This is a genomic window from Blastococcus sp. DSM 46786 (genome assembly GCF_900109665.1).
Classification (GTDB): domain Bacteria; phylum Actinomycetota; class Actinomycetes; order Mycobacteriales; family Geodermatophilaceae; genus Blastococcus; species Blastococcus carthaginiensis.
The window spans coordinates 180,361-203,050 of record NZ_FOAO01000006.1 but is presented as its reverse complement, the minus strand read 5'-3'; the positions used below and the strand labels follow the sequence as shown (position 1 = coordinate 203,050).

The 22,690-nt window shown below is 75.3% G+C and carries 22 protein-coding genes and 1 riboswitch; of the genes, 9 read left to right on the top strand and 13 right to left on the bottom strand.

What is annotated here, in order from left to right:
- Positions 1-1,137 (top strand): HNH endonuclease signature motif containing protein (locus BMW62_RS23430; RefSeq protein WP_170852268.1); only part of this gene is annotated, 1,137 nt, incomplete at its 5' end.
- A 9-nt stretch (positions 1,138-1,146) separates the two neighbouring features.
- On the opposite strand, the gene BMW62_RS07780 is transcribed toward BMW62_RS23430, so the two are convergent.
- Genes BMW62_RS07780 through BMW62_RS07770 form a run of 3 tightly spaced genes read right to left on the bottom strand, consistent with a single transcriptional unit; the run spans position 1,147 to position 3,112 of the window.
- A complete protein-coding gene (locus BMW62_RS07780) occupies positions 1,147-1,770 on the bottom strand; it encodes an alpha/beta hydrolase family protein (RefSeq protein ID WP_091930266.1) in 624 nt (207 codons plus the stop codon).
- Positions 1,767-2,438: an HAD family hydrolase gene (locus BMW62_RS07775; protein WP_091930265.1), complete on the bottom strand. Its 672-nt coding sequence runs from the start codon at positions 2,436-2,438 to the stop codon at positions 1,767-1,769. The genes BMW62_RS07780 and BMW62_RS07775 overlap by 4 nt, the downstream gene beginning before the upstream one ends.
- The gene (locus BMW62_RS07770) at positions 2,435-3,112 is read right to left on the bottom strand and encodes a DedA family protein (RefSeq protein ID WP_091930264.1); all 678 of its coding nucleotides are present in this window, start codon (positions 3,110-3,112) and stop codon (positions 2,435-2,437) included. The genes BMW62_RS07775 and BMW62_RS07770 overlap by 4 nt, the downstream gene beginning before the upstream one ends.
- A gap of 71 nt (positions 3,113-3,183) precedes the next feature.
- On the opposite strand from BMW62_RS07770, the gene BMW62_RS07765 reads away from it, so the two are divergent.
- On the top strand, positions 3,184-4,482 hold the full coding sequence (locus tag BMW62_RS07765) for an amidohydrolase family protein (RefSeq protein WP_091930263.1): 1,299 nt from the start codon (positions 3,184-3,186) through the stop codon (positions 4,480-4,482).
- Between the two features lie 96 nt (positions 4,483-4,578).
- A complete protein-coding gene (locus tag BMW62_RS07760; protein ID WP_170852267.1) occupies positions 4,579-5,661 on the top strand; it encodes a flavin-containing monooxygenase in 1,083 nt (360 codons plus the stop codon).
- Here the strand turns inward: BMW62_RS07760 and BMW62_RS07755 are convergent.
- Positions 5,645-6,448, bottom strand: coding sequence for an MBL fold metallo-hydrolase (locus BMW62_RS07755; protein ID WP_091930261.1), 804 nt, complete (start codon positions 6,446-6,448; stop codon positions 5,645-5,647). The two genes, BMW62_RS07760 and BMW62_RS07755, sit on opposite strands and share 17 nt — an antisense overlap.
- 64 nt (positions 6,449-6,512) lie before the next feature.
- On the opposite strand from BMW62_RS07755, the gene BMW62_RS07750 reads away from it, so the two are divergent.
- The 5 genes from BMW62_RS07750 (at position 6,513) to gdhA (ending at position 12,998) form a co-directional block, all read left to right on the top strand.
- Positions 6,513-8,027, top strand: a complete 1,515-nt coding sequence (locus BMW62_RS07750; protein WP_091930260.1) for a TldD/PmbA family protein — start codon at positions 6,513-6,515, stop codon at positions 8,025-8,027.
- Positions 8,024-9,412 carry a metallopeptidase TldD-related protein gene (locus BMW62_RS07745; protein WP_091930259.1) on the top strand — a complete coding sequence of 463 codons (1,389 nt, stop codon included), beginning with the start codon at positions 8,024-8,026 and terminating at the stop codon, positions 9,410-9,412. The genes BMW62_RS07750 and BMW62_RS07745 overlap by 4 nt, the downstream gene beginning before the upstream one ends.
- Before the next feature lie 233 nt (positions 9,413-9,645).
- The gene (locus BMW62_RS07740) at positions 9,646-9,948 is read left to right on the top strand and encodes a hypothetical protein (RefSeq protein ID WP_091930258.1); all 303 of its coding nucleotides are present in this window, start codon (positions 9,646-9,648) and stop codon (positions 9,946-9,948) included.
- A 569-nt stretch (positions 9,949-10,517) separates the two neighbouring features.
- Positions 10,518-11,546, top strand: coding sequence for a C40 family peptidase (locus BMW62_RS07735; RefSeq protein ID WP_091930257.1), 1,029 nt, complete (start codon positions 10,518-10,520; stop codon positions 11,544-11,546).
- 102 nt (positions 11,547-11,648) lie between these two features.
- A complete protein-coding gene (gdhA, locus tag BMW62_RS07730) occupies positions 11,649-12,998 on the top strand; it encodes an NADP-specific glutamate dehydrogenase (RefSeq protein ID WP_091930256.1) in 1,350 nt (449 codons plus the stop codon).
- A gap of 70 nt (positions 12,999-13,068) precedes the next feature.
- On the opposite strand, the gene BMW62_RS07725 is transcribed toward gdhA, so the two are convergent.
- Positions 13,069-14,106 carry a uroporphyrinogen decarboxylase family protein gene (locus BMW62_RS07725; protein WP_091930255.1) on the bottom strand — a complete coding sequence of 346 codons (1,038 nt, stop codon included), beginning with the start codon at positions 14,104-14,106 and terminating at the stop codon, positions 13,069-13,071.
- Between the two features lie 64 nt (positions 14,107-14,170).
- Between BMW62_RS07725 and BMW62_RS07720 the strand changes: the two genes are divergently transcribed.
- Positions 14,171-14,749, top strand: a complete 579-nt coding sequence (locus tag BMW62_RS07720; RefSeq protein WP_244523898.1) for a gamma carbonic anhydrase family protein — start codon at positions 14,171-14,173, stop codon at positions 14,747-14,749.
- Positions 14,750-14,752: 3 nt separating this feature from the next.
- On the opposite strand, the gene BMW62_RS07715 is transcribed toward BMW62_RS07720, so the two are convergent.
- From BMW62_RS07715 to BMW62_RS07680, 8 genes are all read right to left on the bottom strand, one after another.
- Positions 14,753-15,955, bottom strand: coding sequence for a cysteine desulfurase-like protein (locus BMW62_RS07715; protein WP_091930254.1), 1,203 nt, complete (start codon positions 15,953-15,955; stop codon positions 14,753-14,755).
- Between the two features lie 25 nt (positions 15,956-15,980).
- Entirely contained in the window at positions 15,981-17,051 is a 1,071-nt protein-coding gene (locus tag BMW62_RS07710) for a threonine aldolase family protein (RefSeq protein ID WP_091930296.1), read from the bottom strand.
- 25 nt (positions 17,052-17,076) lie between these two features.
- Complete coding sequence (locus tag BMW62_RS07705) at positions 17,077-17,655, bottom strand: YdeI/OmpD-associated family protein (protein WP_211435031.1); 579 nt, start codon at positions 17,653-17,655, stop codon at positions 17,077-17,079.
- A 41-nt stretch (positions 17,656-17,696) separates the two neighbouring features.
- Entirely contained in the window at positions 17,697-18,773 is a 1,077-nt protein-coding gene (locus BMW62_RS07700) for a homoserine O-acetyltransferase MetX (protein WP_091930253.1), read from the bottom strand.
- Between the two features lies 1 nt (position 18,774).
- Positions 18,775-20,067, bottom strand: a complete 1,293-nt coding sequence (locus tag BMW62_RS07695; RefSeq protein ID WP_091930252.1) for a bifunctional o-acetylhomoserine/o-acetylserine sulfhydrylase — start codon at positions 20,065-20,067, stop codon at positions 18,775-18,777.
- 43 nt (positions 20,068-20,110) lie between these two features.
- A riboswitch (SAM riboswitch) is annotated at positions 20,111-20,226 on the bottom strand.
- Positions 20,227-20,315: 89 nt separating this feature from the next.
- Positions 20,316-20,804 (bottom strand): hypothetical protein, encoded by a 489-nt coding sequence (locus BMW62_RS07690; RefSeq protein WP_091930251.1) that lies wholly within the window; start codon positions 20,802-20,804, stop codon positions 20,316-20,318.
- Positions 20,801-21,697, bottom strand: coding sequence for a mechanosensitive ion channel family protein (locus tag BMW62_RS07685; RefSeq protein WP_091930250.1), 897 nt, complete (start codon positions 21,695-21,697; stop codon positions 20,801-20,803). Before BMW62_RS07685 ends, BMW62_RS07690 begins: the two co-directional genes overlap by 4 nt.
- 156 nt (positions 21,698-21,853) lie before the next feature.
- Positions 21,854-22,639 (bottom strand): thioesterase family protein, encoded by a 786-nt coding sequence (locus tag BMW62_RS07680; protein ID WP_091930249.1) that lies wholly within the window; start codon positions 22,637-22,639, stop codon positions 21,854-21,856.
- Positions 22,640-22,690 lie beyond the last annotated feature (51 nt).

Here is a 22,690-nt window from a genome sequence, read left to right as displayed (position 1 = left end):
CTGGGGGTGGGCAAGCTGCGCGAAGCCGTCCGCGCGGAGCTGCTGGCCCGCGACGCCGACGCCGCCGAGCGGCGGCGGAAGACCCGGCAGCGCGGGGCGGATGTGACGGTGCGCCCGGTCGGAGACGGAATGAGCGAGCTGCGCGCCCTGCTGCCGCATCCCGAGGCCCGCGCCTGCCGGGACGCCGTGGACCGGCATGCCCGGGCGGCGAAGGAGGCCGGCGATGACCGGCCGATCGGCATGCTGCGCGCCGGCGCCGCCGCCGACCTGATCCTGCGGCCCTGGCAGGAGCGGCCGGCGGTGACCGCGCAGCTGACCGTGGTGGCCCCGCTGACCGCGCTGACCCCCGCCGGTTTCCTCGCCGCCGGCGCCCCACGACCGGCCGCCTTCACCCCACCCGGCACCCCACCCGGCACCCCACCCGGCACCCCGCCGGGGGTTGCCGAGCCGGTCGGGGAGGTCGACGGGGAGCCGATCACCGCCGCCCACCTGCGCGAACTGCTCGCCCAGCTCGACGCCTGCAACCTGCAGGCGCCACCGGCGGGCAGCCTGCGCATCGCGATCACCGACGCCACCGGCGCGCTGCGGGCGGTCACCGGCCGCCGAGAAGTGGAACGGCTGGCGGCCGCCGGCTGCCCCCACCACCCCGACCACCCCCACCACCCCGACCACCCCGACCACCCCGACCACCCCGACCACCCCGACCACCCCGACCGTCCGGACTCGTCGTGCGGCTGCCCGCTGCTGGGCCCACCGGCGGCGGTGGACCGCTACCGCCCCTCGGTCGGCCAGCAGCAGTTCCTCCGCCTGCGCGACCGCACCTGCCGCCACCCCGGCTGCACCGTGCCCGCCGGCTGGGCCGACCTGGACCACGTCATCGCCCACGCCGCCGGTGGCGCGACCGCCTGCGAGAACCTGTGCTGCCGGTGCCGGCGCCACCACCGGCTCAAGACCTTCGCCCCCGGCTGGACCCACACCCTCGACCCCGACGGCGTGCTCACCGTCATCACCCCCACCGGCGTCACCCGCACCAGCCGACCACCGGGCTTCCGCGTCCTCACCGCACCACCGCAACCACCACCGGACCCGGAACCGGACCGGGCACTCGACCTGGACGACGACCCACCACCGTTCTGACCGCTCCGGTCAGCCGGGGAGCACCTCGGCCAGCCAGGAGGCGGCGGCCGCCCCGACGAGGTCGGGGTTCTTCTTCAGCGAGTGGTCACCGGGCACGGCGTACACGGAGGCGTGCGCCCGCCCGGTCAGCACGGCGGCCACCGCGGCCGGTGCACCGAATGCGTCCGTCTCGCCCTGCACGACCACGACCGGCACGGTGACGGACGTGAGCTCCGCGGCGCGGCTCTTCTCGGGCCGGCCGGGCGGGTGCAGCGGGAACGCCAGCGTCAGCACGCCGTCCGCCCCCACCTGCGCGGCGGTGCGGCAGGCGACCCGCGCACCGGCGCTGCGCCCGCCGACGACGAGCGCCCCGGTCAGGTGGCCGGTGCCCGACAGGTGCGCCACGACCGCCCGCCAGCCCTCGTCCAGGCGGGCCGGCGCGGGGGCGATCCTCTTCCCCGCCACCCGCCAGGGCTGCTCGACCCGCAGCACGCGCCACCCGCCCTCAGCGGCGTCCCGGGCCACCGCCAGCAGATCGGCCGACTCCACCCCGCCACCGGCCCCGTGCCCCAGCAGCAGCGTCCCGCGGGAGCCGCCGTCGGTGAGGTGGGCGCGGGCCGGGCCGTGCGGCGTCTCGATGTCGAGCGCGGTCACCGGGGCGGGAGCGCCAGCAGGGCGTCGACCGCGCCGGCGAGGCCGGCCCCGGCCACGTCGGGCTCGCCGTACACCGCCGGGAACACCCGCTCGCTGCGCGGGAACCACGCGCCGGTGAGGCCCGTCCGCCGCGCGCCCAGCACGTCCCAGCCGTGCGCGGCCACCAGCGCCATCCGCTCCGGGGCCACGTCGCAGAGGCCGGCCGCCCACAGGTAGACCTCGCGCGAGGGCTTCCAGGCGCGGATCGTCTCGCTGGTCATGCTGCGCTCCACCAGCGGCGTGATCCCGCCCCGCTCGAGGCCTGCCTCGGCCACGCCGGGGGAGCCGTGCGACAGGGTGACCACCCGGACCCCGGCCTCGGTCAGCCGGCGCAGCGCCGGCTCCACGTCGGGATGGGGCGACAGTTCGCCGAAGGCGTCGGCCACGCTCGCGCGCTGGTCGGCCGAGAGCCCGGTCTCCTGGGCGAGCGAGGCGTCGAAGGCGTCCAGGAACCGGCACCACGAGCCGACGGCGGCCGCCGCGAAGCCGGTGAGCAGCGTGCGGGCGAAGACCGCGCCCAGGAGCGGCGCCGGCTCGCCGAGCTCCACCAGGGTGGCGCGGACGGGCGCGAGGTCCAGCAGCGTCTCGTCGACGTCGAACGCCACCACCTCGGGGCGGTGCCGGGTCACGACGTCGGGTCCCAGTCCTCGTCCAGGTGCTTGCCCGCGTCCGGCGGCCGGCGCAGCTTGCCGGTGGCCTTCTTGTAGACGAACCACCCCACGCCCAGCACGACGGCGGCGACGAGGGCGTAGTCCAGGTAGCGCAGGTTGTCCTGGATGAAGTCACCGGCCACGACGCCCAGGGTGATCAGGACGGTGTTCCAGATCAGGCTGCCGGCGGCGGTGAACAGCAGGAACTGCCAGAACGGCATCCGCACGACCCCGGCCGGCACCGAGATGAAGCTCCGCACGATCGGCACCATCCGGCCGAAGAACACCGCGGCGCGGCCGTGCCGCTCGAACCAGGCGAAGGTCTTGTCGACGTCCTCGGTCTCCACCAGGGGCAGCCGGTCGAGGAAGGCGTGAGACCGGCGAGGGCCGAGAGCCATCCCGACGTAGTAGAAGAAGATCGCCCCCAGCAGCGAGCCGAGGGTGGCGAAGACGATGACCGGGACGATCGACATCCGGCCGTCGTTGATCAGCACGCCGGCGAGCCCGAGGACCGCCTCGCTGGGGATCGGCGGGACGACGGTCTCCAGGAGGATCGACAGCCCGACCCCGACGGGGCCGAGCGTCTCGACCAGGTCGAGCAGGAAACCGGTGATGCCCCCCTCGTCGGAGGATGCCGCGGCGAGGAAGGACATGGGCTCCACGGTATCGGCGCCCCCGGCCCGCCGCCGCGCCCCCGGCCGGGGCGGAGCTATGTTCGGGAACCATGCGACAGCGCTTCACCGCCCGGGCCCTCGTCGTCGGCGACCGCGCCGGGACGGTCGTCCCGGACGGCGTCCTCGACGTCGCCGACGGCGCGATCGCCTGGGCGGGTCCGGCCGCGGAGGCGCCGCCGAAGGGGGACGCCGAGGTCGTCGCGCTGCCCGGCGTCCTCACCCCGGGCCTGGTCAACGCCCACTCGCACGCCCCGATGGTGCTGTTCCGCGGCCAGGGGGAGGGGCTGCCGCTGGACCGCTGGCTGCAGGAGGTCATGTGGCCGCGCGAGGCCCGCCTCACGCCCGAGGACGTCGAGGTCGCCATGACCGCGGCGTCGGCGGAGCTGCTCGGCAACGGCATCACCACCAGCGTCGAGATGTACTTCCACCCCGAGCGGATCGCCGCCGCCGTCACCACCACCGGCGCGCGCGCGGTGATCGCCACCCCGCTGCTGCCCCTGCCGGGCATGCCGCCGATGGCCGAGCAGCTCGACGCCGCCGTCGCCCTCGCCGCCGATGCGCCCGAGGACGGCACGGTCGAGTACGGCATCGGCCCGCACGCGGCCTACACCGTGCCGCTCCCGGTGCTCGCCGACGCCGCGCGCGCCGCCCGCGAGCACGACCTGCTGCTGCACCTGCACGTCGCCGAGACCGCGACCGAGGGCGCCGACCTGCTGGCGGCGCACGGGCTGTCGGTGCCTGCGCTGCTCGCCTCCTACGACGTCCTGGGCGGGCGCGTCCTGGCCGCGCACTGCGTGCACCTGGACGACGGCGACCTGGAGCTGTGGCAGGAGTTCGACGTCGCGGTCGCCCACTGCCCGGCGAGCAACGCCAAGCTGGCCAGCGGGGTGGCGCCGCTGCGCCCGATGCTCGACCGCGGCATCCGGGTCGGCCTGGGCACCGACGGGCCGGCGTCCAACGACTCCCTCGACCTCCTCGCCGACCTGCGCCTGGCCGTCGGGCTGGCGCGGCTGCGCGAGCGCTCGGCGACCGCGCTGACCGCGGCGGAGGCGTTCTGGCTGGCCACCGGCGGCGCGGCCGAGGCGCTGGGGCGCCCCGACCTCGGCCAGCTCGTGGCCGGGCGGCGGGCCGACCTGGTGCACGTCGACACCCGCGACCTGGTCTTCGAGCCCGTCGGCGACCCGGCGGACGTGCTGGCCCACCTGGTCTGGTCCGGCGCCGGGCGGCACGTGCGCGACGTCTGGGTGGGCGGCCGCGCCGTCGTCCGCGACGGCGCCTCGACCACGGTCGACGCCGCGGGGCTGCGCGCCGACGTCGCCGAGCGGGCCGCCCGGCTCGCCGCGGGCTAGCTCAGCCGGCCTCGGCCCGCAGGGCGTCATCGGGCCAGGCGTGGACCCGGTCGCCGCACGGGCGCCACACCAGGGGGGCCGGGGAGGATGGGATCGATGAGCGAGCAGCCGACGGCGGTCGACGTCCTCGTGGTCGGGGCCGGGCAGGCCGGGCTGGGCACGGCCCACCACCTGCTCCGCGTCGGCGTGACCGACGTGCTGGTGGTGGAGGCCGCCGGCGCGGTCGGCCAGGTGTGGCGGGACCGCTGGGAGAGCCTCCGGTTGTTCACCCCGCGCCGGTTCAGCTCGCTGCCGGGCATGCCCTTCCCGCCCGGACCGACGCGGACGCCGTCCCGGCTCGAGATGGCGGACTACCTGGCGGCCTACACCCGCCGGTCCGGGCTGCCGGTGCGCACGTCGGCGCCGGCGGTGCGGCTCGGGCGCGACGGCGGGGCGTTCGCCGTGCGCACCCCGGACGGCGTCGTCCGCGCGCGCCACGTGGTGGTCGCGACGGGGGCCAACCGCCGGCCGCTGGTGCCGGCCGCCGCCGAGGACCTGGACGGCTCGGTGCACCAGGTGCACTCGTCGTCCTACCGGCGGCCCGGTGAGCTGCCGGAGGGGCCGGTCCTGGTGGTGGGCGGCGGCAACTCGGCCGCCCAGCTGGCGCTGGAGCTGGCCGGGCGGCACGAGGTCACCGTGGCCGCACCGACGGAGCCGCGCTTCCTGCCCGAGCGCGTGCTCGGCGTGAGCGTCTACTGGTGGCTGCTGCTCGGCGGCGTGCTGAACGCGGGGGCGTCGACGCCGGTGGGCCGGTTTCTGCGCGCGCGCCCCGAGGCGGTGCTGGGCCGCCGGCTCCGGCGGGCGGTGCGGGAGGGGGCCGTGCGGCTGATCGCCTCGCCGGTGGTCGCCGCGGACGGGCCGCGGGTGCGCCTGGCCGACGGCACGGAGCTCCGGCCGCGGACGGTGCTGTGGTGCACCGGTTTCGCCCCGGACACCGAGTGGGTCGACGTCCCGGGTGCGCTGGCGGAGGACGGGGCACCCCGCCACGCGCGCGGGGCCTCGCCGGTGGCGGGCCTGCACTGGATGGGCCTGCCGTGGCAGACGCGGGTGAACAGCTCGCTGATCGACGGCGTCGACCGGGACGCCCGGCGCACGGCGCGCCGCATCGCGGCGGAGCTGCGCGTCAGGCGCGCAGGCTGATCGTCTCGCCCCGGTGGGCGGGACGCAGCTCGCCCGGCAGCTCGCGGCGAGCGACCTCGGTCACGAAGTCCCCCAGCGGGCTCTTGAACAGGCTGTAGTCGTCGTAGTGCACCGGCACGGTGACCGGCGGCTTCAACAGCTCCACCAGGTCCGCACCCTGCCGGCCGTCCATGGTGACGGTCAAGCCCAGCACCTTGGTGCCGCCCAGGTGCGGGATGACGACGTCGAGCGGCCCGCAGCGCTCCAGCACCTCGCCCAGGAACGGCCGGTAGAGGGTGTCGCCGCTGATGTAGCCCCGCCAGCTCACCTCGCCGTCGCGCACCAGCTCCAGCACGCTGCCCATCACCTGCGGCAGCACCCGGGCCAGGGGACCCGGGCCGTGGACGCCCGGCACCGACGTCACCCGCAGCTCCTCGGCGTCGCGGGTGAAGGTGTGCGTCTGCCACGGGCGCAGGTCGGCGGTACCGGTGAAGCCGCGGTCGGCCAGGCACTTCGAGGCCTCCGGCGTGGTGACGACGGGCGTCTCCTTCGGCAGCTCGCGGGTGGCAATCCGGTCCCAGTGGTCGCCGTGCATGTGCGAGAGCAGGATGCCGTCGAGCTCGGGCAGCTGGGCCGGCAGCAGCGCCGGATCGGTCAGCCGTTTGCTGCGCAGCCCGTAGCCCAGGTGTGCGCGCCGGCCGCGGTGCAGGAAGTTCGGGTCGGTGAGCAGCGTGAAGCCCCCGATGCGCAGCAGCATCGTCGCGGTGCCGCCGAAGGTCATGGTCACGTCGTCCGCCGCCGGGTCCATGCGGAGGCGCTTACCCCGGGCTTCCCCGCTCACCCGTGGGCACGCGCGCTGGTAGACAGGCGGGGTGCCAGGAACCCGCACGATCGACGAGACCTTCCTCGCGCTCCCGCTGTCCGCGCTGACCGACGCCGCGCTGACCCGCGCGGTCGACCTGGGCTGCTCGCACGCCGACCTGCGGGTCGAGCGCATCCGCACCCAGACGATCAGCCTGCGCGACGCCCGGCCCGAGGCGTTCACCGACGGCGAGGACCTCGGGCTGGCCGTCCGCGTGGTGTTCGAGGGCACCTGGGGGTTCGCCGCCGGCGTCGTCCTCACCGCGGCCGAGGCCGTCCGGCTCGCCGAGGAGGCTGTGGCCGTGGCCCGGGTGGCGGCGGCCCTCAACTCCGACCGCGTGGAGCTGGCGCCGGAGCCGGTGCACCCCGACGCCGAGTACGTCTCCGCCTACGACGTCGACCCGTTCACCGTGCCGGACGCCGAGAAGACGGCGCTGCTCACCGAGCTGTCCGAGCAGCTGCTGGCCGGGGACGGCGTCGAGCACGTGCAGGCCACCTGCATGCTGGTCAAGGAGCAGAAGTACTACGCCGACACCTCCGGCACCCGCACCCGGCAGCAGCGGGTGCGGGTCAACCCGGACCTGACCGCGCTCGCCGTGGACCGGGCCACCGGCTCCTTCGAGAGCATGCGCACCCTCGCCCCGCCGGCCGGCCGCGGCTGGGAGTACCTCACCGGCACCGGCTGGGACTGGCCCGCCGAGCTCGCGGAGCTCCCCGAGCTGCTGCGCGAGAAGACCAAGGCGCCCTCGGTGCAGGCCGGCCGCTACGACCTCGTCGTCGACCCCTCGAACCTGTGGCTGACCATCCACGAGTCGATCGGGCACGCCACCGAGCTGGACCGGGCGCTGGGCTACGAGGCGGCCTACGCGGGGACGTCGTTCGCCACGCCCGACCGGCTCGGCACGCTGCGGTACGGCTCACCGCTGATGGACGTGACCGGCGACCGCACCGCCCTGCACGGCCTCGCCACCGTCGGCTGGGATGACGAGGGCGTCGCCGGTCAGCAGTGGGACATCGTCCGCGAGGGCGTGCTGGTGGGCTACCAGGTGGACCGGAACATGGCCCGGCTGCAGGGCATGGAGCGCTCCAACGGCTGCGCCTACGCCGACTCGCCCGGCCACGTCCCGGTGCAGCGCATGGCCAACGTGTCGTTGCAGCCGGCGCCGGACGGGCCCTCCACGCAGGAGCTCATCGGCGGGGTCGAGCGCGGCATCTACGTCGTCGGCGACAAGAGCTGGTCGATCGACATGCAGCGCTACAACTTCCAGTTCACCGGCCAGCGCTTCTACCGGATCGAGGGCGGCCGGCTCGCCGGGCAGGTCCGCGACGTCGCCTACCAGGCGACGACGACGGACTTCTGGGGCTCCATGCGCGTGGTCGGCGGCCCGCAGACCTACGTCCTGGGCGGGGCGTTCAACTGCGGCAAGGCGCAACCCGGCCAGACCGCGGCGGTCAGCCACGGCTGCCCCACCGCCCTGTTCGAGGGCGTGACCATCCTCAACACCGTCGAGGAGGCCGGGCGATGAGCCGGTTCCAGCGTCCGCAGGAGATCGTCGAGCAGGCGCTGGCCGCCTCGACCGCCGACGGGCAGGTCGCGTTCGTCGTCGAGGGCGCCGAGGCGAACCTGCGGTGGGCGGCCAACAGCCTGACCACGAACGGGGCGATGCGGTCGCGCTCGGTCGTCGTGATCTCCTTCGTCGACGGCGGCGCCGGGATGGCCGCGGGCACCGTGAGCCGCTCCGGCGCGCCCGACGTCGCCGCACTGGTGGCTGCCAGCGAGCAGGCCGCCCGGGACGCGGGCCCGGCCGAGGACGCGATGCCGCTGATCACCGACGGCCCGGCCGCCGCGGACTGGGACGCCGACCCCGCGGAGACCTCGATCGAGGTGTTCGCGGAGTTCGCGCCGGCGCTGGGCCAGGCCTTCGGGGAGGCCCGCGACCGCGGTGAGCTGCTGTTCGGCTTCGCCGAGCACTCGATGCGCACCACCTACCTGGGCAGCTCCACGGGCCTGCGGCTGCGGCACGACCAGCCGTCCGGGCGCGTGGAGCTCAACGGCAAGACACCGGATCTCGGCCGGTCGGTCTGGGCGGGCACGGGCACCCGCGACTTCGGCGACGTCTCGGTCGCCGACCTCGCCGCCGACGTCCGGCGGAAGCTGGCCTGGTCCCAGCGGCGGGTGGACCTGCCGGCCGGGCGCTACGAGACGCTGCTGCCGCCGTCGGCCGTCGCCGACCTGATGATCTACCTCTACTGGACGATGGAGGCGCGCGACGCCGACGAGGGCCGCAACGTCTTCGCCCGCACCGGTGGGGGCAACCGCACGGGCGACTGGCTCGCCACGCTGCCGCTGACGCTGCGCAGCGATCCGCACGCCCCGGGCCTGGAGGCGGCGCCGTTCCAGGTGGTGGGCGCGTCGTCGGGCGCGGCCTCGGTCTTCGACAACGGCATGGCGACGCCGGCGGTGGACTGGATCTCCGGCGGGGTCCTCGCCAACCTGATCCGGCCGCGGGCGTGGGCGCTGAAGACCACGGCGTCGACCACGGCCGCCGTGGACAACCTCATCCTCGAGGACCCGACCGCCACCGCGTCGCAGGCCGAGATGGTGGCCGCGACCGACCGGGGCCTGCTGCTCACCACGCTCTGGTACATCCGCGAGGTCGATCCGCAGACGCTGCTGCTCACCGGTCTGACCCGGGACGGGGTCTTCCTGGTGGAGGGCGGCGAGGTGACCGGCGCGGTGAACAACTTCCGGTTCAACGAGTCCCCGGTCGACCTGCTCGGCCGGGCGGTGCAGGCCGGGGTCACCGAGCGCACCCTCCCGCGGGAGTGGAACGACTGGTTCACCCGCACGGCTATGCCGGCTCTGCGGGTGCCGGACTTCAACATGAGCAGCGTCAGCCCGGCGAGCTGAGGCCTCCCCGGCGGGTCGGGGCCGTTCCGTCACAGTTCCGCCAATTCGATCTCCCGCACCCTGGCGGAAACTGACGGCGACGACCTGTATCCGTCGCACTACGCTCGGTTGCGGTACCAGAGCCGATGGCGCGCTTTACCCAGCAGCGGGTTCTGCCGAAACATCTGTTAGCCCGAGAACCGGGTGCCGTACGCGAGCCCCGCTTCCCACGGGGCTGTCGAGGGGAGGACTCCGTGACCAGGAGTCGCAAGCCGTCCGTCTTCCAGGTGGGCAAGGTCCGCGACGACGGGCACACCGTCGTCATCTCCGGCTGGGGCCTGGGCCTCTGCGCCGCCGGGTGCACCTGCCACCGTCACCCGTCCGCCGGTCACCTCGCCATCGCCGAGGACCAGGCAGGGGGCTCCATCGGCCTGGTCAGCTTCCGCGAGGGCGGCTGCGACTGCTGCGAGCCGTGGACCTCCGAGGAGCTCTCCAGCATCCTGCGCGACTTCCAGGCGCTCGCCGGCCTCGAGGTGCAGGAGCCCCTCGCCGGTTGAGGCCCCCCGCCCCCGGCCCTTGCTCCGCTCGGGCCGGGGCCCGGCGAGGGAGCCGTCCCACCACGTCACCTGCTGGTCCGTGTGGGAAGGTGCTGCCCTGCGGGGCGCCCTGGCCGGCTCGCCGGCGTCGTCGTGATGCCACTCGGCGGGTAGAAGAACCCCCTGCCCCCACCCTTCGCGCGCTCGCGGCGCCGCCGCGCGCGGTATCTGGGCCGCCAGCGGCCTGCGCGGCGTCTGCTCCCCGCGCGTGGGCGGTCCCGTCCCGTCACCGGCCGACGATGGGCGCCGGCGTCCGCTTCCGGCCCCTGGCAGTGTGCGTCAGCGCCCATCATCCGATGCTTGATCGCCCGACCGGCTGCCCGACGGCGCCGCGGCCGGGCCCCGCCGACGCTGATCATCCCGCCGGGACGGCGGCGCGCTCCTGGGGCGCGTGTGACGGACGGGGTGAACCCGCGATCGCCCACCCGCGCGCCCCCCACTACTTGTCGATACCGCTTCCCTACGTTCCGTGCTGACGCGCATGGATGCGGCCCCTTCCCCGGGCCCGGCGCAGGTGATCGGAGGCCAGGGTGCACGCGCAGCGCACGACCACCCGACGCCGCTCGCGTGCCGTCCTCGCGGTCGGCGCCGCGGTGGTGGCGGCGGCGACGGCGGTTCTCCCCCCGACCGCGGCCTCCGCCGACCCCGGCTCGGTGGCCGAGGCGGCGGAGCTGATGGCGGAGGCCGCCCAGCAGCTGACCGCCATCGAGGCGCAGGTGCACGAGGCCGAGGAGATCGTCGCCTCGCACCAGCAGGCCGCCGCGGCCGCCGCAGACCAGGCCCGCGCGGCCCGGGAGGCGCTCGCCGTCCACGAACCGCAGATCCGGGCCATCGTGCAGAGCAGCTTCACCGGCCAGGCGCGGTCCCGGGTCGCCGCCTTCCTCACCAGCGACTCCGCGGACGAGCTCGTCCAGCAGATGACGACGCTGGACATGATCGCCACGCACACCAACTCGGTCATCACCACCGTGGCCGCCGCCCGCGCGGCCGCCGACGAGGCGCAGGCGGTCGCCGACCAGGCCGCCGCCACCGCCCAGGCGGGCCTCGCCGAGCTGCAGGCCCAGCAGGCCGAGGTGGAGCGGCGGGCCGCCGAGTACCAGTCGGACTACGCCCGGCTCTCCGCGGCCGAGCAGGACCGGGTCTCCACCATGGTCGCCGGGCCGAAGCTGGCGGCGCCGACGGTCGCCGAGCTGCCGGTCGCGCCGGGCAGCGCGGCGGCGACCGCGATCCAGGTGGCGCTGTCCCAGGTGGGCGCCCCCTACCGGCGCGGCGCCACCGGCCCCGACGCCTTCGACTGCTCGGGGCTGACCTCCTACGCGTACGCCGCCGCCGGCATCGCCCTGCCGCGCACCAGCAGCGGCCAGTCGAAGATCGGCCCGCAGCTCACCCGCGGGGAGCTCCAGCCCGGCGACCTGGTCTTCTACTACTCGCCGATCAGCCACGTCGCGCTCTACATCGGCAACGGGATGATCGTGCACGCCCGCACGTACGGGACGCCGCTGTCGGTGACCACCGTCGACCAGGGTGGGTTCCGCTTCGGCGTCCGTCCCACCGCCTGACCGCCCGGCCGCAGGGCCGTCTCAGGCACACCCCCCGGAGCCGCCATTCCGCCGCCCCGTACGTTGCTCCCCGTCGGTGACGCACGGTCGGAGGAGGTCGGCATGAGCGGCGAGGTTCCCGCCACGGTCCAGGGCATCTACGAGGAGGTCCTGCGCCGCAACCCCGGCGAGACGGAGTTCCACCAGGCCGTCCGGGAGGTGCTGGAGTCGCTGGCCGTCGTCCTGGGCCGGCACCGCGAGTACACCGAGATGAAGACCGTCGAGCGGATCTGCGAGCCGGAGCGGCAGATCATCTTCCGCGTGCCGTGGCAGGACGACCGCGGCGAGGTCTGGATCAACCGGGGCTTCCGGGTGGAGTTCAACTCCGCGCTGGGGCCCTACAAGGGCGGGCTGCGCTTCCACCCCTCGGTGAACCTCGGCATCGTCAAGTTCCTCGGCTTCGAGCAGATCTTCAAGAACGCGCTCACCGGCATGCCGATCGGCGGCGGCAAGGGCGGCTCGGACTTCGACCCCAAGGGGCGCTCGGACGCCGAGGTCATGCGCTTCTGCCAGTCGTTCATGACCGAGCTCTACAGGCACCTCGGCGAGTACACCGACGTGCCCGCCGGGGACATCGGCGTCGGCGCCCGGGAGATCGGCTACCTGTTCGGGCAGTACAAGCGGATCACCAACCGCTACGAGTCCGGCGTCCTGACCGGCAAGGGCCTGGGCTGGGGTGGTGCCCTCGTGCGCACCGAGGCCACCGGCTACGGCGCGGCGTTCTTCGCCGAGGCGATGATGGCCGCGCGCGGGGAGACCTTCGAGGGCAAGCGGGTCGTCATCAGCGGCTCGGGCAACGTCGCCGTCTACGGCATCGAGAAGGTGCACCAGCTCGGCGGGACGGCGGTGGCCTGCTCCGACTCCAGCGGCTACGTCGTCGACGAGAAGGGGATCGACCTCGACCTGCTCAAGCAGGTCAAGGAGGTCGAGCGCGGGCGGGTGGACACCTACGCGCAGCGGCGCGACTCCGCCACCTTCGTCGCCGGCGGCAGCGTCTGGGACGTCCCCTGCGACGTCGCGATCCCCAGCGCCACGCAGAACGAGCTGGACGGCGACGCCGCGGCCGTCCTCGCCCGCAACGGCTGCCGCTACGTCGTGGAGGGGGCCAACATGCCTGCCACGCCGGCCGCGGTGAAGGTCTTCCGCGACACCGGGATCGGCTTCGCCCCCGGCAAGGCGGCCAACGCCGGCGGCGTGGCGACCTCGGCGCTGGAGATGCAGCAGAACGCCTCCCGCGACCGCTGGACGTTCGAGCACAGCGAGGCCCGGCTGGCCGAGATCATGCGCGACATCCACGCCCGCTGCCACGAGACCGCCGAGGAGTACGGCTCGCCGGGCGACCTGGTCCTCGGGGCGAACGTCGCCGGCTTCCTGCAGGTGGCCGAGGCGGTGCACGCGCACGGGCTCATCTGAAGAAGGACCCCCTCGCCCCCCGCCACTCGCAAGCTCGTGGCGGGTCCCTGCAAGGGGGCCGTTCCAGCCCCTACAGTTCCGCGCGCACGAGCTGCGCGGCGAGCGCCAGCGAGCGCATCTTGCCCGCCGCGGACTCCCGGGGCAGGTACTTCAGGCCGCAATCGCTGGTGAGCACCAGCCGGTCGACGTCCACGTCGTCCAGCGCCCGGCGCACCCGGTCGGCCACGACCTCGGGCGTCTCCACCTCGGGCGTGGACAGGTCCAGGACGCCGAGCGCGATGCCCTTGCCGCGGAGCGGGCGCAGCGTGGCCGGGTCGAGGTGGGACTGCGCTGTCTCCACGGCGACCGTGTCCACGGGGGTGTCGGCCAGCTCCGGCAGGAACGAGTAGCCCTCGGGCCGCTCGGAGACCATCGCCGCGTAGCCGAAGCACAGGTGCAGGTGCACCGGCCCGGGAGCGCCCTCCACCGCGCGGGTCACCGCCTCCGCGCCGTACTGCCGCGCGACCTCCGGGCGGGCCTGCAGCCACGGCTCGTCGATCTGGACGACGTCGGCGCCCGCGGCGAACAGGTCGGCGATCTCCGCCCGGACGACGTCGGCGTAGGCCAGGGCCAGCGCGCGGCCGTCGCGGTAGTGCTCGTCCTGCGCCTGCTGCGCCATCGTGAACGGGCCGGGGACGGTCATCTTGACCGTGCGGTCGGTGTGCGCCCGCAGGAACCGGACGTCGTCGGCCTGGACCGGGGCCGGCCGGCCGATGTCACCGACCACGCGGGGCACCGGGATCGGCTTGCCGGACCGGTTGAGGATGCTGCCGGGGTGGTCGACGTCGACGCCGCTGAGCGCCGTCGCGAAGTGGTTGGAGTAGGACTCCCGCCGGATCTCGCCGTCGGTGACGACGTCGAGCCCCGCCTCCTCCTGCGACCGGATCGCCAGCAGGGTCGCGTCGTCCTGCGCCCCGGCGAGGAGCTCCGGCGGGATCCGCCACAGCTCCGCGGCCCGCACCCGCGGCGGGAACCGGTGGGCGAGGCGGTCGCGGTCGATGAGCCAGTCCGGCTGGGGCAGGCTGCCGACGATCGACGTGGGCAGCGGCGGCAGGGGTGCGGCGGGCATGCACGGGAGTCTGCCGAGCATCCGGCTCGTGCGCCTCGTCCGGGGCTGTGCTGTGCTGACGGGCGTGGCAGACAACTACATCGCGGAACTGCCCTTCGGGGCCCCGGCGATCGACGACGAGGCCTTCGTGGCGCCCACCGCCGTGGTGGTGGGGGCGGTCAGCATGGGTCCCCGGTCGAGCATCTGGTACGGCGCCGTGGCCCGGGCCGACCAGGAGAGGATCGAGATCGGGGCGGGGTCCAACGTCCAGGACGGGTGCACCCTGCACTCCGACCCCGGGTTCCCGCTGGTGGTGGGCCGGGACGTGACGGTCGGGCACCGCGTGGTGCTGCACGGCGCCCGGATCGACGACGAGGTGCTGGTCGGCATGGGCAGCGTCGTGATGAACGGCGCGCACATCGGCAGCGGCTCGATCGTGGCCGCCGGGGCCGTGGTCACCCAGGGCAAGCAGTTCCCACCGCGGTCGGTGATCGCCGGCGTCCCGGCCACGGTCGTGCGGGAGGCCACCGACGACGACCTGCTGCACATCCGCGGCAACGCGGCCGCCTACTCGGAGCGGCTGCCCGAGGCGCGCAGGGTCCGGCCCGTCGTGCGCCGCGCCCTGCCGTCCGCCGGGCACCTCCCCGGGGACGACATGCCGTAGGGGTCAGCGGACGGCGAGCCACTCCCGGAGGCCGGCGAGCAGGCGGTCGACGTCGTCGGCGTCGCTGTAGGGGGCCAGGCCCACCCGCAGGCCGCCGGTGTCGCCGAGCCCGAGCCACCGGCTGGCCTCGATCGCGTAGAAGGAGCCCGCCGGCGCGTTGACGCCCCGCTCGGCGAGGAAGCGGTAGGCGTCGGCGGCGTCGCGCCCCTCGAAGGTCAGCAGCAGCGTCGGCGTGCGGTGCGTCGCCCGCGACCGCAGCCGCACGCCGGGCAGCTCGGCCAGCCCCGCCTCCAGCCGCTCGCGCAGCCGGTCCTCGTGCTCCTCGATCGCGGTCATCGCCGTTCCCAGCCGCTCCCGGCGGGAGCTGCCGTCGCCCAGCGCGGCGAGGAAGTCCACGGCGGCCGTCGTCCCGGCCATCAGCTCGTAGGGCAGCGTGCCGAGCTCGTAGCGCTCGGGCACGGCGTCCGAGCTCGGCAGCAGCTTCGCCGGGTGCAGCGTGGTCAGCAGCGCCGGGTCGGCGGCCATGACGCCGCAGTGCGGGCCGAGGAACTTGTACGGCGAGCAGGAGAAGACGTCGGCGCCGAGCGCGGGGACGTCGACCGGCGCGTGGGCGGTGAGGTGCACGCCGTCGACGACGAGCAGGGCGCCCGCCGCGTGCACCGGCGCGGCGATCTCCTCGATCGGCGGCCGGGTGCCGATCAGGTTCGACGCGCCGGTGACCGCGACCAGCCGCGTGCGGTCGGAGAGCACGGCGGCGACGTCGTCGGCGGTCAGCTCGCCGCTGTCCGGGTCGAACGCCGCCCACCGCACCGTCGCGCCCACGGCATCCGCGGCCACCACCCACGGCCGGATGTTGGCGTCGTGGTCGAGCCGGGTGACCACCACCTCGTCACCGGGGCCCCAGCCGGCGGCGAGCGTGCGGGCCAGGTCGAAGGTGAGCGCGGTGGCGCTGCGCCCGAACACGATGCCGGCGGGATCGACCCCGAGCAGGTCGGCCATGGCCGAGCGCGCGGCCAGCACCGTCTCGTCGGCGAACCGCTCGGCGGCGGTGACCGAGCCGCGGTTGCTGATCGGCGCGGTCAGCGTCGCGGCGACCGCCCGGCCCACCGCCTCGGGCACCTGGGTACCGCCCGGTCCGTCGAAGTGCGCGGTGCCGCTGGCCAGCGACGGGAAGCAGGAGCGGAGCGCGGCGACGTCGAGACCCATGGTCGCCGACGCTAGCCGCCGCGCGTCAGGCCTCCCCGGCCAGGGCGGCGACGGCCGCCCGTGCCTCCTCCACCGGCAGCGCCAGCGTCGCGTCGCCCACCGGCAGCTCCACCCGCACGGCGCCCGGGTCGCCCGTGATCGCCGCCTGCGACCAGGTCCACAGGCCCTCGTCGGCGGCCAGCCGGCGGGCGGCCGCGGTGAACGCCTCCGGGGTGGTGCGCAGCAGCAGGTGCAGCATCGGCGTCTGCGGCGGGTCGGGGACGACGGTGACGCCGGGCAGGTCGCGCACCGCGGCGGCGATCTCGCGTGCGCGCGCCAGGTAGGCGGGCATCAGCGGCAGCCGCCGGCGCAGGCAGGCCAGCGCCGAGGCCGCCCCCGGCCAGAGGCCGAACAGCGTGCCGCCCAGGCGGCGGCGCCACTCGCGGACCTCGCCCACGACGTCGGCCGGGCCGGCCAGGCAGCACCCGGCGAGCGCCCCGATGCCCTTGTAGAAGCTGACGTAGACGGTGTCGAAGAGCCCGGCGATCTCCGCCGGCGTGCGGTCGTAGCCTGCCGCGGCCTCCCACAGCCGGGCGCCGTCGAGGTGGGCGGCCGCACCGCGCTCCCGTGCCCAGGCCACCTGCGCGACGAGGTCGTCCCACGCCGGCAGGGGGCCGCCGAGGTCGCGCTGCGGCAGCTCCACCAGCAGCGCGGCCGGCTGCTCGGCCACGGCGTCGAGGTCGGCGCGGAGCAGCAGCCGGTAGCGGTTGCCCGCCGGGCGGAGCACCATGCCGTGCAGCCGCTCGAACGCCTGCTCCTCGTGGCGGAGCAGGTGGCTCTCGGGGTGGCAGACGACGGTGCGCCGGCCGCGCCGCTCCGCGTGCACCCGCAGCGCCGCCTGCTGGGCCATGACGCCGCTGGGCAGGTACACCGCCGCCGGGAGCCCGAGCAGCTCCGCGACCTCGGCCTCCAGCTCCGCCACGACCCCGCCGTCGCCGTACCGGTCGGGCGCGGTGCCGGGCGAGACCGTGGCCAGCAGGTCGGCCGGCCGCCACGCGCCGTGCCCGGTCAGCGAGCGGGTGCAGCCCTCGCGCAGCGCCAGCAGGTCGTCGTCCACCCGGGCAGTCTCGCCCGCCACCCGCTCAGCGGTGGCGGCGCCCCTCGGCGAGCACCTGCACGGCGGCGGCGATGCGCTTCGCCCGGCCGGCCGGGGTGACGGCGGTGTGCACCCGCCAGAGGACGGCGTAGCGGTTCCGCCCGTCCAGGGCGTCGAAGGCGGCGCGCGCCGCCGGCTGGGCGTCCAGGGCCGCGGCGAGGTCGTCGGGCACGGTGATGGTGGCCGGGCCGGGGTAGGCGCGGGCCCAGCGGCCGTCGGCCTGCGCGGCCGCGACGGCGGCCAGCCCGGCCGGGCGCATGCGCCCCTCGGCGGTCAGCCGCTCCACGGTGGCGACGTTCTTCTGCGACCAGACGCTGCGCGGGCGGCGCGGGGTGAGCCGCAGCAGGTGGTAGGAGTCGTCCAGCCGCAGGCCGCGACCGTCGATCCAGCCGAAGCACAGCGCCGACTCGACGACTCCCGCGCTGGTGACCGACGGGATGCCCGAGCCTTTGCGGGCGATCTGCACGTAGAGGCCCGGGGCGGTGGCGTGCTCGGCCTCCAGCCAGGCCTCGAGGGCCGCCTGGTCGGGGAACGGCAGCATCGGCAGGTCCGTCGGTGCGGGCACGGCGCCATCCTGGCCCACGGGTGCGACGGTTCCGGGGTGCGTCAGCCCGCCAGCAGCTCCCGCAGCAGCGCGTCGACCACCGCCGTCTCGACGAGGAAGCCGTCGTGCCCGTAGGGGGAGCGGATCAGTCGCAGCGGGACGCCGAGGGCGTCGGCCACCCGCTGCTGCTGCTCGACCGGGTACAGCCGGTCGCTGTCCACGCCCGCGACCAGCGCGCGGGCGGTCACCCGGGCCAGCGCCGCCTCCAGGCCGCCGCGGCCCCGGCCGACGTCCCAGGTGTTCATCGCCTCGGTCAGCACCACGTAGCTGCCGGCGTCGAACCGGCCGGCGAGCTTCGCCCCGTGGTGCTGCAGGTAGGAGGCGACGGCGAAGCGGCCGTCCTCCTGCAGCCGGGTGCCGAAGCGCGCGTCCAGCTCCGCGGCGCTGCGGTAGGTGAGGTGGGCGATCCGGCGGGCGACGTCGAGGCCGTCCACCGGCGGGTCGTCCAGCGGGTGGTTCCCGCCCCGCCATCGTGGATCGGCCCGCACGGCCGCCTGCTGGGTGGTCTGCGTGCCGATCTGGTCGGCCGAGGCGACGGCGGTGGAGGCGAGGAAGAACAGCCCCGCCACCCGGCCGGGGAACCGGACCGCCCACTCCAGCGCCCGCATGCCGCCCATCGAGCCGCCGGCGACGGCGGCGAAGCGCTGGATGCCGAGGGCGTCGGCGAGCGCCGCCTCGGCCCGCACCTGGTCGCCGACGGTGACCTCGGGGAAGCGCGCGCCCCAGGGCCGGCCGTCCGGCGCCGCCGACGACGGCCCGGTCGTCCCCTGGCAGCCGCCGAGGACGTTCGCGCAGACGACGAAGAAGCGGTCGGTGTCCAGCGCGGCGCCGGGGCCGACGACGCCGCCCCACCAGCCCGGCGTCGGGTGGCCCGGGCCGGCCGCGCCCACGACGTGGCTGTCGCCCGTGAGCGCGTGCTCGACCAGCACGGCGTTGCCGCCGTCCGGGGCGAGCGTCCCCCAGGTCTCGTAGGCGATCCGGATCCCGGGCAGGCTCCCGCCGCGCTCCAGCTCGAACGGGGTGGGCAGGTCGAGGAACCGCCGGTCGCCCGCCGGATCGCCCTCGACCCACCCGCCCACGTCAGGCGGACTTGGCGGCGCGGAACCCGGCCTCCAGGTCGGCGAGGATGTCCTCGATCCCCTCCAGGCCGACGGCGAGGCGCACCAGGCCCGGCGTGACGCCGGTGGTCAGCTGCTCCTCCGGGGTCAGCTGCGAGTGCGTCGTCGAGGCCGGGTGGATGACCAGGCTGCGCACGTCGCCGATGTTGGCCACGTGGCTGTGCAGCTCGAGGGCCTCGACGAACCTCCTCCCGGCCTCGGTGCCTCCGTGCAGCTCGAAGGTCAGCACCGCGCCGGCCCCCTTCGGGGCGTACTTCTGCTGCGCGGCGTGCCACGGCGAGGACTCGAGGACCGGGTAGTTCACCCGGTCCACCTCGTCGTGGGCCTCCAGGAACTGCGCCACCTTCAGCGTGTTCCCGACGTGCCGCTCCATGCGCAGGGACAGCGTCTCGATGCCCTGCACGACCAGGAAGGCGTTGAACGGCGAGATCGCCGGACCCAGGTCGCGCAGCAGCTGGACGCGGGCCTTGAGCGCGTAGGCCGACGCACCGAGGTCCTTGTAGACGACGCCGTGGTAGGTCGGGTCCGGCGTGGTGAAACCGGGGAACTTCCCGCTGCCCCAGTCGAACGACCCGCCGTCGACGATCAGGCCGGCGATCGCCGTGCCGTGGCCACCCAGGTACTTGGTGGCCGAGTGCACGACGACGTCGGCGCCGAACTCGAAGGGGCGGATGAGGAACGGCGTCGCGATGGTGTTGTCGACGATCAGCGGCACGCCGTTGCGGTGCGCGACCTCGGCGACCGTCTCGATGTCGAGGACGTCGCCCTTCGGGTTGCCGATGGTCTCGCCGAAGAAGGCCTTGGTGTTGTCCCGCACCAGCGACTGCCAGTTCTCCGGGTCGTCCGGGTCCTCCACGAAGGAGACCGTGACGCCCAGCTTGGGCAGCGAGTGGTGCAGCAGGTTGTACGTGCCGCCGTAGAGGGAGGCCGAGGCCACGACGTGGTCGCCGGCCTCGGCGACGTTGAGCAGCGCCAGCGTCGTCGCCGACTGCCCGCTCGCGACGGCCAGCGCCGCGACGCCGCCCTCCAGCGAGGCCACGCGCTGCTCCAGCGCGTCCTGCGTCGGATTCATGATCCGCGTGTAGATGTTGCCCATCTCCGCCAGCGCGAACAGGTCCGCGGCGTGCTGGGTGTCGCGGAATTGGTAGGCCGTGGTCGCGTAGATCGGCAGCGCGCGGGCGCCGGTCGTCGGGTCGGGGCTCGTGCCGGCGTGGATCTGCCGGGTCTCGAAGCTCCAGCTCTGCGGGTCGGTCATGCGCCGTCTCCTTCGCTCGCGGGAGATCCCGCGGCGCACGGGAACTCCGTCCTTGCCGGTGGCGGGACGCCGGCCGGCCGGCTCTTCCCCTGGAGCACCTCAGACGGAGTTGAGGTTGCCGGGCAGCCAGCCAGGTGCTTCGCGCTGCCTCTCAGGAGCCGACGTGATCGTAGGACGCCCCGCCGGGCGCCGCACACCCGCCCCGGCCGGCGCAGCGATGTCCCACGTGGAACACCGGCCCCACCGGTTCAGGGGCCGGGCGCCGTCTCCTCGCCCGTGCCACCGGTCGGCGCGGGAGCGGTCGTCTCCGGTGCCGTCGTGGTGGTGCCCGGCGAGGAGGGGGCGGTGGTGGTCGGTCGAGGCGTCGGCTCGGACTGCGGCGTGGTCGGCGCCGGCTCCTCGGTCGGCTCTGCCTCCTCCGTCTGCGTCGGCTCGGTCGTGCCCGCCGGGTCGGTGGGCTCCGTGACGCCGGTGTCCTCGGCCGGCGGGGTGGCCCCGGGCGCCGGCGGCTTGACGTTGAGCCAGAGCGCGAAGACCGCGACGAAGAGCACGGCGAGCACGACGGTGGAGGTGCGGGCGCGGCCCAGCCGGCGGGGGATCGCCGCCCACCAGCCGTGCCGCGGCGCCGGCGACGCGCTGTCGGCGGGCGAGCCGGGCGCCGCGGCGGGGGCGGTGCTGACCGTGGGCTCCTCGGAGGCCCGGGCGGTGGGGTCGCGACGCTCGTCGGCCGGGCTCACCGGGCTCCCTCCTGGACGGCCGTCGCGCCGTCCTGCGCCATGACCGCGGTCGTGGGCTGCGGCACCTGCATGCCCTGGTTGCGGAAGGCCTGGACGATGCGGGCGCGCAGGTCGCGCCCGACCTCGAACTGCTTGCCGGGCAGCGTGCGGGCGACCACCCGGACGTTCACCTCGTCCAGGCCGAGGGTCTCGACGCCCATCACGGTGGGCGGGTCGAGCAGCAGCGGCCGCATCGCCGGGTCGCGGAACGCCTCCCGGCCCACCCCGCGCAGGATCTCGTTGGCCCGGGTCACGTCCACGGTGGTCGGCACGGGGACGTCGACGACGGCGCGCGCCCAGTCGCGGGACAGGTTGACGACCTTGACGATCTGGCCGTTGGGCACGGTCACCACCTCGCCGTCGGGGGAGCGCACACGGGTGACCCGCAGCGTGACGTCCTCGACCGTGCCGTTGGCCGGATCGCCGCCGCCGACCACCTGGATGGAGACGACGTCGCCGAACCCGTACTGGCGCTCGGTGATGATGAAGAACCCGGCCAGCACGTCGCCGACGATGCGCTGCGCGCCGAAGCCCAGACCCACGCCCAGCACGGTCGCCGGCGCGACGAGGCCGGTCACCGGGATGCCGAGGCGGTCGAGGATGAAGAACACCGAGATCGAGTAGATGAGCACGACCAGTGCCCAGGTGAGCACCTGGGTCAGCGAGTGGCGGTGCTTGGCCGCCTCCGACCGGACCAGCGCGTCGCCGCCGGTGGAGTTGCGGTCGATCCGGTCGGTGATCCGGCCGCCGACCCAGCCCACGAAGCGGGCCAGCAGGACCGAGCCGAGGACGATGAGCACGACCTCGAGACCCCGCCCGGACAGCCAGTCCAGCACGTCTCTCAGCGCGTCCACGGGGCAGCACTCCGATCGTCGGGGGGAACGACCCTCCCACCTTGCGCACCGCCGGGCCGCGATGCCAACCGGATCCGGAGCGTACCGCCGCGGGAACCGGCGGACGCGCCGCTGACCTGCGGCGCAGCGCCCGTGGAGAGATCTCTCACGGCCCGCTCACCGCGGCTCGACGAACAGCGACTGGCTGGACCGGCCGATGGGCCCGTCGGTGTCGAACAGGACGGCGAAGCACTGCGCGGCGCCCGCGCCGCCATGGACCGTGGTGGCGTCCATGCCGAGCCACTCCCCGCGCGGCGGCCGCTGCAGGGCCACCGAGAGGTCGACGTTGGCGAACGTCGCCCGCGTCCAGTCGAGGGTGGCCGAGATGCCGCTCGCGGCGTCGGTCATGACCAGCAGGTGCTGCATCGGCGTCATCGGCTCCCCGGCGACGAGCGCGCACTCCGGCCGGGTCCACGCCGTCGCCGGGCCGGGCCCGTTGAACGTCCCCGCGGCGAACCGCCAGTCCAGCGCCCGGTGGTAGGCCACCTCGCTGGTGAAGAACGCCGCGCGCTCGGGGCGGCTCTCCTCCGGCCCGGCCGGCGCCGGGTGCGGCAGCCCGGTCGCGGGCGCGGCGTCGTCGCGGCAGCGCATCCGCCAGGCGGACAGCCGCATGAGCGGCGGGCCCCCGGCGTCGAGGACCGCCTCCACCAGCTCGATCCGCCGGCCGGGCCGGACGACCGACGTGCGCACCCGCACCGGGTCGACCGGCACCGGCGCCAGGATGTCGTAGGCCATCCGGACCGTCTGCCCGCCCTCGATGCCGCCGGCCTCCTCGGCGGCGCGGAGCAGCAGCGCGGCCGGCGGGCCGGCGTGCTGGTACCCGTCGTCCCACGGGCCGATGGTCAGGGCGGTGGCGGTGAAGCCGTCGCCGTCGGGCAGGTAGAGGGCCTCCGGAACGTCCACGGGAGGAGTCTGCCGCCCCCGGTCGCCGCCCGGTCGGGCCGGTAGGTGTCT

Bases quoted from the DNA above. Each gene is read 5' to 3' on its own strand.
- BMW62_RS07770 (WP_091930264.1), bottom strand. From the start codon at position 3,112: ATGTCCTTCCTCGCCGCGGCATCCTCCGACGAGGGGGGCATCACCGGT.
- BMW62_RS07765 (WP_091930263.1), top strand. From the start codon at position 3,184: ATGCGACAGCGCTTCACCGCCCGGGCCCTCGTCGTCGGCGACCGCGCC.
- BMW62_RS07760 (WP_170852267.1), top strand. From the start codon at position 4,579: ATGAGCGAGCAGCCGACGGCGGTCGACGTCCTCGTGGTCGGGGCCGGG.
- BMW62_RS07755 (WP_091930261.1), bottom strand. From the start codon at position 6,448: ATGGACCCGGCGGCGGACGACGTGACCATGACCTTCGGCGGCACCGCG.
- BMW62_RS07745 (WP_091930259.1), top strand. From the start codon at position 8,024: ATGAGCCGGTTCCAGCGTCCGCAGGAGATCGTCGAGCAGGCGCTGGCC.
- gdhA (WP_091930256.1), top strand. From the start codon at position 11,649: ATGAGCGGCGAGGTTCCCGCCACGGTCCAGGGCATCTACGAGGAGGTC.
- BMW62_RS07725 (WP_091930255.1), bottom strand. From the start codon at position 14,106: ATGCCCGCCGCACCCCTGCCGCCGCTGCCCACGTCGATCGTCGGCAGC.
- BMW62_RS07715 (WP_091930254.1), bottom strand. From the start codon at position 15,955: ATGGGTCTCGACGTCGCCGCGCTCCGCTCCTGCTTCCCGTCGCTGGCC.
- BMW62_RS07695 (WP_091930252.1), bottom strand. From the start codon at position 20,067: ATGACCGACCCGCAGAGCTGGAGCTTCGAGACCCGGCAGATCCACGCC.